Origin of the sequence: Halomonas sp. H2 (assembly GCF_050215315.1) — a bacterium.
Taxonomy (GTDB): Bacteria; Pseudomonadota; Gammaproteobacteria; order Pseudomonadales; family Halomonadaceae; genus Vreelandella.
This window is the reverse complement of sequence record NZ_CP189761.1, coordinates 60,518-76,308: the sequence shown is the minus strand read 5'-3', so window position 1 is coordinate 76,308 and position 15,791 is coordinate 60,518. Positions and strand designations below refer to the sequence as shown.

General features: G+C 48.3%; 12 protein-coding genes and 5 pseudogenes. 7 read left to right on the top strand and 10 right to left on the bottom strand.

Going from position 1 to position 15,791, the window contains the following annotated elements; translation table 11 throughout:
- Positions 1–15 precede the first annotated feature (15 nt).
- Positions 16–296 (top strand): annotated as a pseudogene (locus ACQE2I_RS18765) (integrase core domain-containing protein); the annotation flags it as partial.
- A 121-nt stretch (positions 297–417) separates the two neighbouring features.
- On the opposite strand, the gene ACQE2I_RS18760 reads toward ACQE2I_RS18765, so the two are convergent.
- The 5 genes from ACQE2I_RS18760 to ACQE2I_RS18740 all read right to left on the bottom strand — a co-directional run bounded on the left by ACQE2I_RS18760 (position 418) and on the right by ACQE2I_RS18740 (position 4,688).
- Positions 418–1,539 carry an IS5 family transposase gene (locus tag ACQE2I_RS18760; protein ID WP_192536159.1) on the bottom strand — a complete coding sequence of 374 codons (1,122 nt, stop codon included), beginning with the start codon at positions 1,537–1,539 and terminating at the stop codon, positions 418–420.
- A 22-nt stretch (positions 1,540–1,561) separates the two neighbouring features.
- On the bottom strand, positions 1,562–2,122 hold the full coding sequence (locus ACQE2I_RS18755; protein WP_192536158.1) for a hypothetical protein: 561 nt from the start codon (positions 2,120–2,122) through the stop codon (positions 1,562–1,564).
- A gap of 303 nt (positions 2,123–2,425) precedes the next feature.
- On the bottom strand, positions 2,426–2,617 hold the full coding sequence (locus tag ACQE2I_RS18750; RefSeq protein ID WP_225734488.1) for a zinc ribbon domain-containing protein: 192 nt from the start codon (positions 2,615–2,617) through the stop codon (positions 2,426–2,428).
- A 64-nt stretch (positions 2,618–2,681) separates the two neighbouring features.
- The gene (locus ACQE2I_RS18745; protein WP_192536157.1) at positions 2,682–2,987 is read right to left on the bottom strand and encodes a hypothetical protein; all 306 of its coding nucleotides are present in this window, start codon (positions 2,985–2,987) and stop codon (positions 2,682–2,684) included.
- 613 nt (positions 2,988–3,600) lie between these two features.
- Positions 3,601–4,688, bottom strand: a protein-coding gene (locus ACQE2I_RS18740; RefSeq protein ID WP_192536156.1) for an IS3 family transposase whose coding sequence is annotated in 2 segments (ribosomal slippage) — positions 3,601–4,433 and positions 4,433–4,688 — 1,089 coding nt in all. Because the reading frame shifts where the segments join, the coding sequence is not laid out codon by codon here.
- A 171-nt stretch (positions 4,689–4,859) separates the two neighbouring features.
- Between ACQE2I_RS18740 and ACQE2I_RS18735 the strand changes: the two genes are divergently transcribed.
- Positions 4,860–5,066: a hypothetical protein gene (locus ACQE2I_RS18735; protein ID WP_193057314.1), complete on the top strand. Its 207-nt coding sequence runs from the start codon at positions 4,860–4,862 to the stop codon at positions 5,064–5,066.
- Here the strand turns inward: ACQE2I_RS18735 and mobI are convergent.
- A complete protein-coding gene (mobI, locus tag ACQE2I_RS18730; RefSeq protein WP_226912224.1) occupies positions 5,052–5,486 on the bottom strand; it encodes a conjugative transfer protein MobI(A/C) in 435 nt (144 codons plus the stop codon). The genes ACQE2I_RS18735 and mobI overlap by 15 nt on opposite strands.
- Before the next feature lie 1,364 nt (positions 5,487–6,850).
- Between mobI and ACQE2I_RS18725 the strand changes: the two are divergent.
- A pseudogene (locus ACQE2I_RS18725) lies at positions 6,851–7,000 on the top strand (transposase); the annotation flags it as partial.
- 13 nt (positions 7,001–7,013) lie between these two features.
- On the opposite strand, the pseudogene ACQE2I_RS18720 reads toward ACQE2I_RS18725, so the two are convergent.
- The 4 genes and pseudogenes from ACQE2I_RS18720 to ACQE2I_RS18705 form a co-directional block, all read right to left on the bottom strand.
- Positions 7,014–7,253: pseudogene (locus ACQE2I_RS18720) on the bottom strand (AAA family ATPase); the annotation flags it as partial.
- Between the two features lie 467 nt (positions 7,254–7,720).
- A pseudogene (locus ACQE2I_RS18715) lies at positions 7,721–8,310 on the bottom strand (fructosamine kinase family protein); the annotation flags it as partial.
- A gap of 196 nt (positions 8,311–8,506) precedes the next feature.
- Positions 8,507–9,763, bottom strand: a complete 1,257-nt coding sequence (locus ACQE2I_RS18710) for a type II toxin-antitoxin system HipA family toxin (RefSeq protein WP_192536201.1) — start codon at positions 9,761–9,763, stop codon at positions 8,507–8,509.
- Positions 9,750–10,088, bottom strand: a complete 339-nt coding sequence (locus ACQE2I_RS18705; protein WP_193057445.1) for a helix-turn-helix domain-containing protein — start codon at positions 10,086–10,088, stop codon at positions 9,750–9,752. The genes ACQE2I_RS18710 and ACQE2I_RS18705 overlap by 14 nt, the downstream gene beginning before the upstream one ends.
- Positions 10,089–11,035: 947 nt before the next feature.
- Here ACQE2I_RS18705 and ACQE2I_RS18700 point away from each other — a divergent pair.
- The 4 genes and pseudogenes from ACQE2I_RS18700 (at position 11,036) to ACQE2I_RS18685 (ending at position 15,585) form a co-directional block, all read left to right on the top strand.
- Positions 11,036–12,094, top strand: coding sequence for an IS110 family transposase (locus ACQE2I_RS18700; RefSeq protein WP_192536300.1), 1,059 nt, complete (start codon positions 11,036–11,038; stop codon positions 12,092–12,094).
- A gap of 12 nt (positions 12,095–12,106) precedes the next feature.
- Positions 12,107–12,289, top strand: a pseudogene (locus tag ACQE2I_RS18695) (integrase core domain-containing protein); the annotation flags it as partial.
- Positions 12,290–12,986: 697 nt separating this feature from the next.
- Positions 12,987–14,129, top strand: a complete 1,143-nt coding sequence (locus tag ACQE2I_RS18690) for a tyrosine-type recombinase/integrase (protein ID WP_192536301.1) — start codon at positions 12,987–12,989, stop codon at positions 14,127–14,129.
- 535 nt (positions 14,130–14,664) lie between these two features.
- Positions 14,665–15,585 (top strand): hypothetical protein, encoded by a 921-nt coding sequence (locus ACQE2I_RS18685; RefSeq protein WP_192536302.1) that lies wholly within the window; start codon positions 14,665–14,667, stop codon positions 15,583–15,585.
- Positions 15,586–15,791 lie beyond the last annotated feature (206 nt).

Sequence of the window (15,791 nt, the reverse complement as noted above, 5' to 3'; positions counted from 1 at the left end):
ACTTAGAAGGGCGTCCAGGGCAGTCAATATGCAAGCCGCAAGTTCCGCCAACGACTTTGGCGCTATAGAATGAAACAAAGCATGAGCCGACGTGGCAACTGCTGGGACACTCGCCGACGGAAAGGCTGTTCCGGAGCCTGAAATCAGAGTGGATACCGGCGTGGGGATATCGAAATCTACCTGAGGCCAAGAAAGACGTTAGTAGCTATCTGATGGGTTACTACAACCAGCAGCGCCCTCACTCGTTTAACGATGGCCTGCCTCCCGTGGTGGCTGAGAAAAACCTTAAATCCTGAATTCAAAAATTTAATTAATGTCCGGTATTAGTTGACCACTACACACAAAGATCTTTGCCAGGGGGCTGTTCTGCTGGAATCGGGCTAACTCTTTATTCACTAAGAGGGTGTTTACTAAATATCAGGACGGGTGAGTTAATCGGTTGAGTAATTGTCGGCTTGCCGCCAGCCACACCCAAGCTTCGGATACCTGAATACTTCGATCATGGTGCATTACCAGTCGGCGTGCCTTTTCGATCCATGCATGGGTACGTTCTACGACCCATCTTTTCGGCAGGATAGTAAATCCCTTGGCATCCGGTTGCTTTGTGAAAAGGTCTTGCTGGTTGGGCGTCTTCCACCAGCCAACATTAGTATTGCCAGGATGACGCACGACCTCTACCTCAACACCATGCTGCTGGTTGATCGTCTGCGCACAGCGTCCTGCATAACCACTATCAACAAAAACTGTTGATATCCCAGAATACTTTTCGATTCCATTGGCCATAACAGGGTGCGCCCCATCGCGGTCTTGCACACTTGCTGCCGTCACACTCACCGCCAACACAAGGCCTAGCGTATCAACAAGAACGTGTCGTTTCCGGCCTTTGACCTTCTTGCCAGCATCATAGCCGCTGGCCCCGCCTTGGGGAGAATGACGTGTTGATTGGGCGTCAAGTACAGCAGCGCTTGGCATCTTGTCACGCCCTTCACGCTCTCGCCATTGAGCGCGCAATCGGTCGTTCATTTGCTCAAATTTGCCCTGCTCGCTCCAGCGCCGAAAGGTGCGGTACACGTTTTGCCAAGGTGGAAAGTCTTGAGGCAACATCCGCCACGAACAACCACTACGAACCACATAACAGCAAGCATCGACCAGTAAGCGTCGGGGGTAACTAGGCGGCTTGCCACGATGACCATCGGTATCGAAGATATCCGCAATCAATGCCCATTCTGCATCGGTCAGGCAGCTTGGGTAGCGCTGTTCTGGTGCCTGCTGTCGGTGACGATCCTGATAGCCGTAACGAGGAGGTGATTCTACCTCGGGTGGCTGATCACGTTGATCACCAGATTTCTCGGGAACTCCCTTATGCCGGGTGATGCCCGCCTCCTTAAGCGCCATCCTTAAGGTTTCGATATACAATGAGATACCGGTCTTGGCAGTAAACGAATCGCGAATTTCAACGAGCGTTGCCATCGGTTTGTCGGTGACAATCTCACATAGGATCGGATAGTGCTCAGGCTGAACCTTCTTGCGGCGTACCATGATAGCTGCTCCAGATTCAGAGTTAGTAACAACGATCATTATAGTACTTTATGTAAACACCCTCTAAGGCAATGGCGAAAAGATTGTGCTGGCGAGAGTAATGGATATTTTTGTCACTTTCTTTATAGTACATGAGGAAGTTGCTATTGTCGGTCAAGCTTTGTACAGCCTCATAGAAGCGATTGCGAATAACTTCAGTTGCATGTTCAGGGCTATTGGCTTCACTAGTTGGGACAAATGCAAACGCCCTATCAAGTTGCATCATGCCAGGGCCAGATAGCAGCGCCGACGCTAGGCCAAGCCCCAGTGACGCTCCACCTGATAAACCAAAACCAGCAGAGCTTGAGAGCGATCGCGCCGTGCCAGCATCACTCGATAGGTCGCTCATCATCGAGCTGTATTCGTCTTCACCTTGCTTTGTATCCCGTGCTTCATGTAGACCACCCACCATAGCGAGGTTGTAGGCTCGGCTGTTGCTTTCGCTGTAATTAGGATCCCCCATAGGTACGCTGGGTATGCCAGCACAGCCCGCTAAGAAGGTGAGGGCTGTTAATGAAGATGCGAGGGTGAACGTTTTCTTCATTTCTCTAGTACTGAGGTAATGAGCCCAAGTCATACCAATATGTTAACTCAGCAATGCGATTACCAAAATTTAATTAGTACGGCTTAAGTGGTACAGTGGCGGATTTGGCATGCCCCGACCACGAAATTAGAGATGATAGTGGGGGATTCCCTGGTTGTTACCTTCCTGGTTCCTGCTTCGTTGTCAGTTGCCTTCAATGCCTTGGCATTGCCGATTTTATTCAAACTCCACAGGCGGATATTTTCGAGTGCTCCTCGGTATGATATTTAAACTCTTGGCACAAGCTAACATCGCGGTGCTTGCTTATAAGATATTGCGGGCGGCATCGAGGTTTCGATCAACACCTCGGTTACCATAGCAAGGGCAATCCCTGCGACTAGTGTCGATAGGCATTTTCTCAACCTTATGCCCACAGCTCACGTAGGTTTTCGAGATGGAAAACTCCTGATCAATGTTGACCAGCTGCTTACCCTCCGCCCTTGCCTTGTATGCCAGATTTTCGATTCGCCTGCTTCAGCTGGCATCGACAATGTGGTTGGCCAGCATGCGGCTTTTACTTTCAAAAAGTAAAGCTGAATTGGGTGTGCAGATCGCCTGAGTCGTCGTCGCTATCACCCAGCAGGACGTTTTGTAGCGCTGTCACCGACTGAAATAGCTCTTCGGCACTCTCTGGCGTGAGCGTACTGAACCAACGCCTTGCCACGGCATCCCCTGTCACGTCCCAGCACACATCGTGCCCGTGTAACACCAGTACCGCTTCGCTGATGGTCCCGCACTTTTCGCAGGCGCAGTAGCGAAGCTCTGCATCGCATTTCTGGTTAACTTGTGTGCTTAGATCAGCGCTTGCGCCGCATGAACATTGCATCGTTGTTCTCCTATCTTGCTAATACAGCCCTTGCCGTTCGAAATGCTGCCAGCCACCGAGGGATACACGGGCGAGAATTTAGGGAGGGACCCCGCGTTCTGCACTCTTCGGCCTCACGCACCTGCATCGCCAGCTTATAGCGCACGTTCTACCGAGCTTGTTCAGATCAGCGTTGGCGTTGGGAATTCCTTGCTGTTCTGCCCGCGCCAGGAGGGTTTGGTTCACATTGTCGAGTGCCTGATTTTTCTGGATGATCGAAGAATATGTAAACGCCTCTAAACCGATGATAGAAACTGCCCCTACACTTACTGCAATAATTAATACCGTTACGGTTTATTTTTGAAATTTAAAATCGACAATAAGTGGTTAGCAAATAAAATATAAGTAAAAAAGTGCATTACTGCGGAAAAAAAGAAATTAATAAAAGCCACGCTACGCTACTAAAAGAGATTCTTTGCCTAATTGCAGTGCATAGAAATTTGATTTCAATATGCTGATTATCACTGATGCCGTTAAATCCAACTAATGAAAAAAGAACGTTTGTAAAATACACCGGTTATTGATATTGTAGGGTAATCCCCCCATTTATAACCGGGGCGATAAGTAGAGTTGGTTAGGCAGCCATGGCCACCTTCTGTTTCGGTGTTATCCCACCCAATGCCATGTTCGGTCGCTCGTGGTTGTACGTCCAGAGCCAGCGTGTGGCAAAATCCTGTACTTCAGCGATTGAGTCGAACAGATAATGGCTCAGCCAATCATAACGGACTGTTCGGTTGTAGCGTTCGATGTAGGCATTCTGCTGTGGCTTGCCAGGTTGAATGTACAGCAGCTCAATGCCGTTTTGCTTCGCCCAACGGGTTAGTTTGCCACTGATGTATTCCGGGCCGTTGTCGCATCGAATGGCCTTGGGCCGACCACGCCATTCGATCAACTGGTTTAAGGAGCGTATCACGCGCTCTGCTGGCAGAGAGAAGTCAGCATCGATGATCAGGCCTTCCCGGTTGTAATCATCGATCACGTTGAACAACCGATACGTTCGGCCATCGGCCAACTGATCATGCATGAAGTCCATCGACCAACAGTCGTTTAGAGCAGCGGATACGACCAATGGCGCTGGCTTGTCACGCACCAATCGTTTTTTTGGCTTGATGCGTAAGTTCAGCTCCAATGCCCGGTAAATTCGGTAGATGCGCTTATGGTTCCAGCGAAAGCCTTTCACGTTGCGCAGATACAAGTAACACAGTCCAAAGCCCCAGTTACGCTGATTGTGGGTCAGGTGCACCAGCCAGTCAGCGATAACAGCGTTCTCATGGCTCAGCTTCGCCTGATAGCGGTAACAGGTTTCACTGATCCCGAAAACCTGACAGGCCAGCCGAATACTGCAGCAACCGGCCTCAACGACATTCTTTGCCATCTCGCGGCGTTGAGATGGCTTTACCACTTTCCCTCGAGGGCTTCCTGGCGCAACTCTGCCTTCAACCGCTCTTCGGCATACATCTTCTTGAGGCGCTGGTTCTCGTCTTCCAACTCCTTGAGGCGCTTCATCATGGACGTGTCCATACCACCGTACTTGGAGCGCCATTTATAAAATGAGGCGCTGCTCATGCCGTGCTCGCGACACAGTTCAGGGACAGGCAAACCAGACTCAGCCTGCTTCAAAATCGCCATGATCTGGCTGTCAGTAAAACGTGATTTGCGCATGTGAAATCTCCTGTTTTTTCAGGTTACAAAATTCCACTTATCAACGCGATTAGTTTTCGGGGGGATTACCGTAGCACTCTAATAACCAGTACTGTATTCCTGTGTGTCTAGATTCTTCATTTAGAGATTACTCATAATGAATTGATATTCCTACGGAAGTTTTTAAATAATATGGAACAGCAAAACATCGTCGATTTGTTTAATACTGTTCTGGTTGAATATCCCGGACACCTCAAGAAAGCACAACAAACAGCAGTGGCAGCGAGCTGGGTCCGGAAAAAAGTGGCATGGTTTGGTGCATTGCACAGAATTGATGAAATCGCGAATGCACGGCAATTCCATACGCAATGGAATTATTTCTCGCTATTGATCCCATAGAAAACCTATACGCTCAAAACTCTTTTTAGTTAAACCTATAGTTTTATCTAAATCATTTTTAATTTTAGATATGGCCATGTAGCGCTCCCGCAACATTGCATAGTTGATTTCTGTTTCATCTATTATTTCACGTTCCCACGGTTCGGCCGAATTAAATGCGGATTGTTTGTATCGTGGATTGAAGCGGCTAGTACCCTTTGGCACCAGTGTCGCCATAATTCTACCCCCTGGCTCAGAAGGTGGCTTGCCACCGGCTCGCAGCCACTGGCATTGAAGCGATCCTGTTGTGACACGTATGCGAGTTATAAAGCGTGGCGCACGTCGACCTGCTTCTTCTCGGACATTCTCCCAATGCAAATCACAAATTATTTGAGCATGATTGCGTATGCGATCTAGCTCAGCCGCTAGTGAATCGCGCATGCTGTACAATTCCGAATGTGTTTTCTCAGCAGATTTTATAATATCCATAGATAACCTACGTACCCTAGTAAACCAATAATTATATATTGGTCTACAATTTTGTAAACCAAAATTTGGTCTACAATATAGAAGTTGATGATCATAGGTCAATAAGGAAGATAGCAATTTTTTTGAGACTTCTAGATATTGGTTTACAAAAATGAAGTTGATGTCTGTAGGTTTTCTCAAAAAGCGGAAAGTTAGTAGTCGTAGATCAATAGTTATTTTTCTATTGGTTTACGAATGACAAATTCACTTTTGTAGACCAATTTTGGTTTACACCAAACAAGTTTATATTTTAAAACCAATTGATTTACAGGTAGTAAGTTTAGGTTTGTAGACCAGTATAAAAGGTAGAGCGGTTTAAAACCAGTTCTCACTACGGGGCTACGACAAGCGACTTATTATTCGTAATAAAATGTTGATTTATGACAGTTTTAAATTCGTGTAGTAAGATTTGTTCAGATTAATATTTTTTTAAGTATTTCTGTGTTTTTTTAATATAAATCGAATGCTAATAATTTGTAATTCCATCCAAAATATTATTTTATCATGCGTACGATTTTTTGTAATTTTACTAGAATGATAAATCTTGTTTTTATAACTAACGGTAAAGAAGGATTGAATCTTTTTTTAGCCTATTTAGTTCTATGTTAGTAATTTTCTTGTTTTTATAGTTATATTTTATATCTTGGTCGGGGTGCATCTTTAAGAACAGTAGATGAAGTTGCCGGACTATCATTAGAGAAGCGCTGAGTAGAAAAGATGTAAAATTTAAAGTAATGGTTAGACGTTCTTAAAATATTATCAAATGGGTTGTCTTCGTAGATAGTAGAATAAATAAAAATTACCAACATGTCATTTATCCTAAGAAGTTATTTTAGGCGATCTTCATCAGTTTTTATCCTTGATAGGACTCTGTATAGAAAGTGATGCTGATCGGGGCTAATGCTAACTTGAAAAAGATACGTTTTATATTTTTATAATTTTATGCATTGAGAGTTTTTTGGCCTTGTTGATATAAGGGGTTAAGCCTAGTCCTAGTAAGTGCTAAATGTTTTATCGTTACTTTCCATAGAGTTTTTAAAAGGAGACGCTTTTTTAGGTCATATAATTAAAAGGAGATTTGTTTTAGATGTATATATTCTCTAAAAAACATGTGATTTATAATTTTAAATTCCGTAGTAATGCTTTAATTAGGGGCGCTTAAAGGAATAATCATTCGTTTGCTTTTTTCCGCTTTAAAGCTTGGTATAGACGACGTCACCCCCAGATTGAGTAGCGCTACACTTTAGAGTCCGATCCTATGCGTAAGGAGATTGGACATGAAGAAGCGTTTCAGCGAAGAACAGATCATTGGGTTCCTTGGCGAAGCCGAAGCGGGGCTGCCCATCAAGGAGCTCTGCCGTCGGCACGGTTTCTCAGAAGCCAGTTACTATCTATGGCGTAGCAAGTTTGGTGGCATGAGCGTACCCCCCTCTGTCAGCCCCAGCGATCATGGAGGTATAATCTCTCGAACAACGATTGACGGCCTTCGAACAAGCAGCGCAGGGTGTCGAGCAGCAGGCTCTTGCCGAAGCGCCGCGGGCGAGACAGGAAGTAGAACTTGTTCTGGGAGACCAAGCGCTCGATCACCGGTGTCTTGTCGACATAGTAGTAACCTCCCTCGCGGATTGTCGAGAAGGTTTGGATACCTATCGGAAGCCTGAGGTGTGGATCGGTTGCCATGCTGACCTCTCGAGTAGAAAGATATCTTCTCAGCTCACACCGCGTTTAAGTCACTTTGGCTTGCCGCTTGTGCCACCGCATAGGCAGGTGACTGCTTATGCGGCTTTCTGCTATTAGCTTACGGATATTGATTGCGGCGTTGATGTTGCTGCTTAAACCATTAGTGCTAAAGTAACAGCCTGAGGGCTCTGATTCTGAAGCGCGACAGCACTGAAGGGAGGGGAGTCAAGTGCTACGCTGATTACCCAAAACTAAACCGCATTCCTACTCCACGTCAGAGGCAATTCACTATGAGCAATAACATGCAGTTCTTTTTGGGTATCTCTCCAATCCTGTTCATCATGATTGGGACTATCTGCGCAGGTGCGTATGCAGTGTTTCGTAAGCTGAAAAATCACCGCCACTGACTTTTCAGTACCAATGAATAAAGGGCGTGAATAGCGACGAACCAGTTGCCAGCACTCCGCTCAATAAGCTTTCAGTCTTGCTAACACACGCTCTATGGCAGGTCGGTAGCTGCCTCCAAACAAAAGCAAATGATTCCGTAGCGGGTAAAGCTGAAAAAGCGCCTCTCGGCTTGGCCACTCATCAGGTGCATTGCCATTCTAGTACGCCTCAAAGAAAGCAGTACTGGGCGAGCCGAATAGGGTCAACATCGCCAGATCCACCTCAGGGAAGTGGCAGTAAACCACAGGGGCAATGATCGCGGGGCCTTGGGGCGTGAACAGCACATTGCCCGACCACAAATCACCATGCACCAAAGTCGGCGAAACATCCGGCAGCCAGCGTTCTACCCCATGGGCTAACGCTTCAAGGCGGTGACGTAAACCGTTGTTTAACAGCCCTTTAGAACAACAGGCGTTGATGAGCGGTAACAAACGCCGCTCTCGCTGAAAAGCGCGGCCATCCTTGGCTAGGGTGTTTTCCCACAGGCGTTATCTCGGAACCAGCCGTGCTCGTCCCCTGTCATCTCATGCAGCTTACGCAGTCCCTCACCCAGTGCTGACTTATCACTATGGCGGTGCGGTATTGTTTCCAACGCCTCCATCACCAGCCATTCTCCCTGCTAGGCAATCACCGTTTGTGACAGCGTGGAAAACAGCTTTGAGCTTTACGGGTGGGCGCTGGTCACTGATGTGCAATTGGATAGCAAATGAGCTTTTGATGATAATTCTAAATAAGGTTTTGAGGTTACCCGCTTTTGGTGCTTTGATGATTTCATCATGACTGTATCTAACCAGGAGAATGCTGTCTCATCTCTCAGAATAGCCCTCCAGCGCAAACGGATTTAGAAACTGCCTACCCCATAGAAAGTCACGATCGACCTGGCTTAGGTCAGCCTCATCGCAAACAGCATCCCAATAATCATGGATGATCGCAATCTGGTGATTGATGATTTCACGGGCCTGAGTCCGGCTAAGACCGAGCCGCTCTGCGGCTGCCAAACAGTGGATTAGCTGACTGCGACGTTCCTGGTCATACAACAGCATCGCCTGGGTGGCTTCGCCACCGGTACGTGACTGCGGACAGATATCGTAGGCCGGAGTTAGTCGATAGTGCATACCATCCCAGAAGGCAGCATGATTACGTGCATGGTCGTCGGTATTTCCGCAAAGTACGTTGAAGACGATGCGGCTGAACAACTCGACCAGTGTTTTCCCCGGCTGGTTGAATTTAGATCGGATTCGATGGGCGAGATCTTCATAGCTGGCATAGCGGGCCATCATCTCGTCCAGACCGAGCAGCGTGAGAGCAGAGAGCACAATGTGTCTCCCCCAACCATCAGCTGTCTTCATTCTGTCGAAGCGTTCAATCAGCAGTACATCCTTGCCTAATGAGCGGGCCATCTTGATGGGCGCAACATCCAGCCCCGCCTGCTGGGCGAGCCGCATGGCGACAAATTCCGCCTTCACTACGCTGTAAAGGTCGGTACTAGAAGAGAACTTTGCCACCAATTTGCGATCCTGATCGTTCAACAGAGCCTTAGGGCGGGCACCGCCGATACTGCTGCCATGCTGAATGGCCAGGTCTAAGGCTGGGGGCAGCGGTTCTCCAGCCTCTACATACGCTGAGGCTTCTTGCAATTCATCCAAGGTGGCAACTTGGTTCTCTTGTGGTCGGTAGTCAGTGGGCGATTGCTGTAAATCTAACGCACCGATTCTATCCGAGCCAGATTCGAGCAGATAGACTAACTCATTGAAGTCGACACCATTAGCCTTATCGCCTTTTTGCCCCGTAAGACGGTTGATAATGACGCGTCGCCCCCAAGCGTCTGGTGAGGCGTCACGTAGGCAGGAAGGTAACGCACCGTCTACTTTCTCCTGGTTTCCGGGACGAAGGGGGAGCTCTTCGGGGAATAGGCTGATCGCATCAGGGCGTGTAAGGTAACTACGACCATAGGTAAAGCGATAGTGGTCTTGATCATCGCGTTCGACAAGACCGGCGACCACTGGAAATGTCTGTCTGGGAAGCCAGATCCAAACGTAGGCGCGTCGACTAGAAATCATCATCAATAGGCTCTTGTGGCTGGCGGTGAACCCGCTTGGGGAGCAATGTTAGCCGGTCTCGCTGGATCGTTTGTTCGCGGTTTAGTGTGTCCAGATCATTGGTGAATAGCGAAACGCCGACCAACGCCGCAGCTTCGAAATAAGTTCCAATAGCCACTCGGGATGAGCCTTTGGCGACCTGACGGATAGTGACCACGCCAACACCAACCCGATCAGCGAGCTCGTCGCGGGTCCACCCTTTATTGAGTCTACCCTCTTCGATCAGTCCGGCGAACAGACGCAGGGAGAGGGAGGCTTTAGGGCTGAGGGTAACATGCCGTGTTTTCATATCGACACTATAATATATATATCTTTTATTATCGACAATATAATGTCGATTTATTACATTTTTACCTTAGAGAACAACTTTGAGCCTTACTGGTGGGCGCTGGTCACTGATGGGTAATTGGATGGCAGATGAGGTTTTGAGGTTAACTGCTTTTGGTTCTTTGATGATGTCATCATTTTCTGCCCAGGCAGATGTTGCGATCGTAACCTGTAACATTAAGCACATAGGGTGGATTTACGGTAAGGACTTCGCGACTTTGGGTGAGATAGGCAACAGTTTCGATTTGCTCGCTGTGCAAGAAGTGATGAGGTAACTGCTCCCCGCCCTAATGGGTGGGGCTTCCCTCTTCAACGGCTGCTACCGACAACGTGGCGGATTTACGCGAGCTTCGATGGGCAAGTCCTTCAGCCTTCAACTTCAAGATACCTTGATGCTTGATCGTTGATGTCCCGGTCGTAACGTGTATGGCAGGTGGAGCGACTACTGAGACGCTTAAAACTTATGTTCAGTGGCACCAGGCACCAGACTAGAACTGCGAAGAAGGGGCTGAAAATCTGCATCTTTCGTTGGAGCAGGCATCGGGTGAACCTTGAGGATACGTGATGAGTCACCTGATCGGCCGCAGCAGCTAAAAAGAAGCGTATGTGTTTTTTGGGGTGAGAATCGTAAGTTTAAGCATCCGGTGGAGACGCTGTGTTTTTCGACGGTGCTGGTGTCTTTTCATAGGAGCCGTACACTCAGTCTACTATACTTGTGAACATCATATTGGCCTGACCCGTGCTGGGATTGGCTTTACTGCCTTCGCGTTGACCTGTCGGCCAGTATTGATGTTCCCCGAGGCTTCCCGGGCTCAGCGTTTGTGACCTAATAGGAGCTTTGTTCTGCGCCGTGAGTGTCCTGTCCTGCGATTGAGATTGGGAATACGCCACCACTAAGGAGTGTATCCCATGAAACTTGAATCGCCACAGGAAGTTATTCTAGGTGTAGATACACACCTGGATGTCCATGCAGGTGCTGTAATCAGCGAGATAGGTCAGTTACTTGGAACTCGATCCGTTTCCGCAAGTTCGGCAGGTTACCTTGACTTGCTAAGCTGGGCTTCGTCTTTTGGCACCCTGACTCGTGCAGGTATCGAAGGGACAGGAACCTATGGTGCAGGACTTTGCCGTTTCCTGATCGATAATGGAATCACGGTTCTTGAAGTGAATCGGCCTGATAGAGCCAAGCGACGACAGCAGGGCAAGTCCGACCCGACGGATGCCGAAAGTGCAGCTAGAGCGGTGTTGTCAGGTATAGCGACCGCCATACCTAAACAGCAATCAGGTGCCTGTGAGGCGATGCGCATCATATCCGTCGCCAGGCGCAGCGCCGTAAAGGCGAAGACGCAAGCGATCAATCAATTACGCGCCTTGCTGGTGAGTGCGCCCCAGGACATCCGCGAGAAGCTATGGAGACCGAAAACAGGCGACTGCGTGAAGGCTTGTGCAAAGATCCGTCACCTAGGAGATAGTGTTCTCTTGCAGGCGTTGACCTCAACGCTCAGGTCACTTGCCAAGCGATGGCTGACGTTAGCTGCCGAATTAGAAAAATTTGATAAGCAACTGGAGGCACTTACCCAAAAGCATGCGCAACAGCTGCGGAGTCGCTTTGGCGTAGGTCCTCATACTGCGGCTATTCTTTTGTCCGTTGCCGGAGACAACCCTGAACGCCTGAAGAATGAAGCAGCCTTAGCTTCGCTCTGCGGTGTAAACCCTCTACCCGCCTCCTCAGGCAAGACGACAAGGCATCGACTAAACCGAGGTGGCAGCCGAGCGGCTAACAATGCGTTATGGACGATAGCTATGGTTAGGATGCGAAGCGATCCCCGAACCCGTGCCTATGTAGACCGACGAACAGCGGAAGGACTTACGTCCAAGGAAATTCATCGCTGCCTGAAACGATATATTGTTCGAGAATTATTCCCACTGATAATGAGGGATCTTGGAAAATTACGGGAGAATATTTGACATAGGAGCGTCAACGCGGTTGTTGAGCGATTTTTCGGCAGTCTGAAACACGATTGGCTACTTAAAGTACACCAGCCAACACGGGCTCACATGAAACGGGATGTCGAGGCCTACATGAAGTATTACAACCTGGAGCGACTGCATTCATCGAATGGTGATCAGGCTCCAGCAGAGTATGAGAAATTAGCAAATTAATGTGTCCGGTTTTATTGACCAGAACAACTTCTAGCATCCTCTCAAAAAAGAAGACACGTCTTTGGGCATGTGATGCGTGCAAATCAATGGGAGTTCGGGACGATCAGGATCAGGCCAAGCCACCATTTAAAGAGCGCGGCAAGATGTTGAAATAGCCTCTCCCAAAAGAACTGTTAGCCCCTGATTGCGTGATGCAGCCAGTATTTTTGGCTGCTGTACGCAAAATGTTCAGGGGTAGGTATGCCCAAAAAGACAGATTTTAAGTACAGAGTCTCATAAAAACTAAGAAATACATTTAAAGCAATGATTATATTCATAATTATTGAAGTTTTTACTTAATCGAGTGACTGTTTTTTTGAGGCCATGAGCGCATTTTCTTACCTGTGGCGTGGGCAGTAGCTTAGCTAGACCGCAACACGTAAAAGCAAGGGTATTATAAAAGACCGTTTTCTAAATAGAGCATCAAAGCAGAAGTTTCGCCAGGTAGTAGCAGGCCGTTTGCCCTTTTCTAATTCATTAACTACCTTTAAGATATATTAAATGCAATTATGACAGGAGCATCAGCATGGGTTTTTTTGTGCTGACTTGAATAGGGCTAAATCCATTTCAGCTTTGAGCCTCAATGTTGATTACGGTCTTATAGCATAGCGGTTATTGCATACTCGGATCAGCCAACGTATTTCTATGGGATACCACCATGCAAAATGACAACAAACACATTATCGTCACATCGCAGCACTCAATGACGACAATCACACCTTCATTTCCGGCAACGGGTGTGATGGATTACGAGGAACCGCCCGTTCGGGTGATATTTGACCTTAGCCAACCATTCCCTCGCGGAAGCAATGCTGCTCACCGGCATTTGCGTAACCAGGAATCCGTTGCCAGCGTCACTTCAAAGCGGAGTCTCATTAACGAAATTGCCACCAAAGCTCTCGGCGCACCCAAGCCACCAAAGTTAAGCGCACCCAACAATGACGGTCGGGCTCAACATCCCAACCAGGCATTCCCCTATGATTATGTAGACTGGTCAACCCTGACGCCTGATGTGGTCAGCGAGATACTGGCAACCTACCGTGATTCCGGCCAATCCCCAGCCAAACGGAATGCCGTTCGTGCGGTAATTCGCGGTATAGCCACAGAAGCCTGGATGCTAGATCAGATCAGCCATGCCACCCTGGATCGTATTAAGCAGATCAAGGCGGCCCGTTATTCTCACGCTAAACGCGCCGGGACTGCCCATAGTGCAGGCACAATTAGGGCACTACTTGATTTGTGTGACCAAGAGCCCACTGCTAGGGCATTTCGTGATGGCTTGATGATTGCGATGATGGCATCCATTGGGCTTCGGCGTGCCGAAACAGTTAGCATCCAGCTCAAGGACATTGATTTCATCAGCCATGAGATCACGGTCGTAGGTAAAGGCCAAAAGCAGCGCTCGCTGACGTTACCAGACTGTGTAGTATGGCGCTTAAATGAATATCTGGATAAGTACCGTGGCCGTACTCCAGGTTATTTATTTAATCCCATTTGGGTAAAACAGAAGGCACCTTCAAACGACTATCTTAAAACCCCGTTAAGCCTTCGTAGCGTCAATAATCGTCTGGAACGCCTACGGCTGATGTTGCCCGATGAACTGAAGTTGGCCCCCCATGACTTGCGGCGCACCTGCGCGACGGATTTGCGGGAAGCCGGTATGTCGATACGGGAAATTCAGGTAATACTAGGCCATGCGTCTGTTGTGACAACCGAGCGTTATGTCTTCGATGAAACCAAGAGTCACCGTCAAAAAGCGGCGCGTTTACAGTCTGGCCGGTTCGGCTACCGCCCTGAATAACGCTGCTAACTTGGTGGTCAATAATGGTGACATATCCAATTAAATCAAACGAATATGTTTACAAAATATTTATCCAAACATGGGAAATAATATATGAGCGGGTTTTCAAAGGAATATCTAGCCCAGGTCGAAATAGGCATGAAACTTGAGGCCGCCACTAGCGATCGTCTTTTTGCCACAGAGGAACTGCTTCGCCATAAACCTACGTCAGCCGCGGTAAGGCACATGGTAAAACATCTCGGATTGTGTGCTGCGTCTGTCAGAGAATGCGAGAACTTTGATGCGATTATGCCCCACGACTGCGACGATCTTCGGAATCATTTCATGATGCTCGTTCAGCAGGCTGGGGAGTGGATTGATAGTAGCTTTTAAAAGGATAAGTTTCGAGGCACTTTTGTGACTTATGAAACTGCATGATATGCCGCAATACACTAAAAACACTATATATGATTATATATAGAGTATTAAAAACGAACATTAGTGTTAACTTGCTATCCTGATATAGGTATACGCACTGCTTTAGCGGAGACACTTCATGACAACTGACACCCTGGATAAAGACTACCGACGCTTCAGGCTCATTCATCAAGCGGGTGAGTGTTTTGGTCGATTGGTGAAGGCCATTGACGACGTGTGTGCACAGTACGAGAGAGAACGTCCGCAGGCCTGGGCCATGACGGCTGCGCATGCCAATTCCGATTGGCTACGGTGTGTCCTGATGGATATGTGGCATGAGGCAGGCACATCGGGTGTGTTGACATCCAAGCATGCAGGCGTCATTGCAGCTTCCGAAACACTGAGAGAAAAATTCGGTGGGTTGAATAAGCAAAAGGCTATGTTTCGGGCGATTGCCGATGAGATCAAGCAGACTGAGCCGCAACACAACTCGCAATCGTTACTCAAAGCAGAAGTTGGCAGCCAGTTCCAGTATTTGCGCCAGCACTTGAACACAGCAGGGCTTGCCAGGTTGAGCCTGAAGAAGACGATACGAGCGGTGCATGTTCTCGATCATCCGATCCGGCATATCGGCGTTGGGTGGCAGGTTTCTGGGCGTTCGATTGTAAAAATTAGCATCGCGGAGGCCGAAAAGCGGCTAATTAAGCTCGGCGCCGATCAGCCACACATCGCGATTCAGTTGAAAAAGCTGGCCAGTCTTCCAGCGAGTGAGCCGCTGGCGCTGGTACGCAAGCAAACCCCTCAGCTTCGGGCGAACGTTTACTTTGCTTCTGTTGAGGAACAACCTACCCCCCGCCCGCTCGCGTTCAATTCGTCTGTGCCTATTATTGTGCCACCCGATCCACGAACAGGATTGCTACCTGCGCTTCGAACACCGCCCTCAGAACCGGATATGGAACAACGTCGCAAGCGACGTAAAGATGCGAGAATAGACGTAGAGCCTTATTTACCGTCCATCGGTGTGCATCGCTACTGCATTGGCGCAGAATCAGTCGCGTAAGCCCCGTCACTCATGTATTTGGTCTTCCAGGGGTAAGCAGTTAGTGGCATCTGGCCTGCATTTCGTGCCATCCCAGAAATGAGTTTGGCTAGGTGGCTTATGGTTTGGATCATTGGGAATCCAAGCACCCTTCCGGTGTGCTGCCAACCGGCTGTCAGAAGCCTGTCGCTTTGCCGTTAAAGACCGCTTTAGTGGGAGCGCCATCA

Bases quoted from the DNA above. Each gene is read 5' to 3' on its own strand.
- ACQE2I_RS18755 (WP_192536158.1), bottom strand. From the start codon at position 2,122: ATGAAGAAAACGTTCACCCTCGCATCTTCATTAACAGCCCTCACCTTC.
- mobI (WP_226912224.1), bottom strand. From the start codon at position 5,486: ATGCGCGATTCACTAGCGGCTGAGCTAGATCGCATACGCAATCATGCT.
- ACQE2I_RS18745 (WP_192536157.1), bottom strand. From the start codon at position 2,987: ATGCAATGTTCATGCGGCGCAAGCGCTGATCTAAGCACACAAGTTAAC.
- ACQE2I_RS18700 (WP_192536300.1), top strand. From the start codon at position 11,036: ATGAAACTTGAATCGCCACAGGAAGTTATTCTAGGTGTAGATACACAC.
- ACQE2I_RS18735 (WP_193057314.1), top strand. From the start codon at position 4,860: ATGGAACAGCAAAACATCGTCGATTTGTTTAATACTGTTCTGGTTGAA.
- ACQE2I_RS18705 (WP_193057445.1), bottom strand. From the start codon at position 10,088: ATGAAAACACGGCATGTTACCCTCAGCCCTAAAGCCTCCCTCTCCCTG.
- ACQE2I_RS18685 (WP_192536302.1), top strand. From the start codon at position 14,665: ATGACAACTGACACCCTGGATAAAGACTACCGACGCTTCAGGCTCATT.
- ACQE2I_RS18760 (WP_192536159.1), bottom strand. From the start codon at position 1,539: ATGGTACGCCGCAAGAAGGTTCAGCCTGAGCACTATCCGATCCTATGT.
- ACQE2I_RS18710 (WP_192536201.1), bottom strand. From the start codon at position 9,763: ATGATGATTTCTAGTCGACGCGCCTACGTTTGGATCTGGCTTCCCAGA.
- ACQE2I_RS18690 (WP_192536301.1), top strand. From the start codon at position 12,987: ATGCAAAATGACAACAAACACATTATCGTCACATCGCAGCACTCAATG.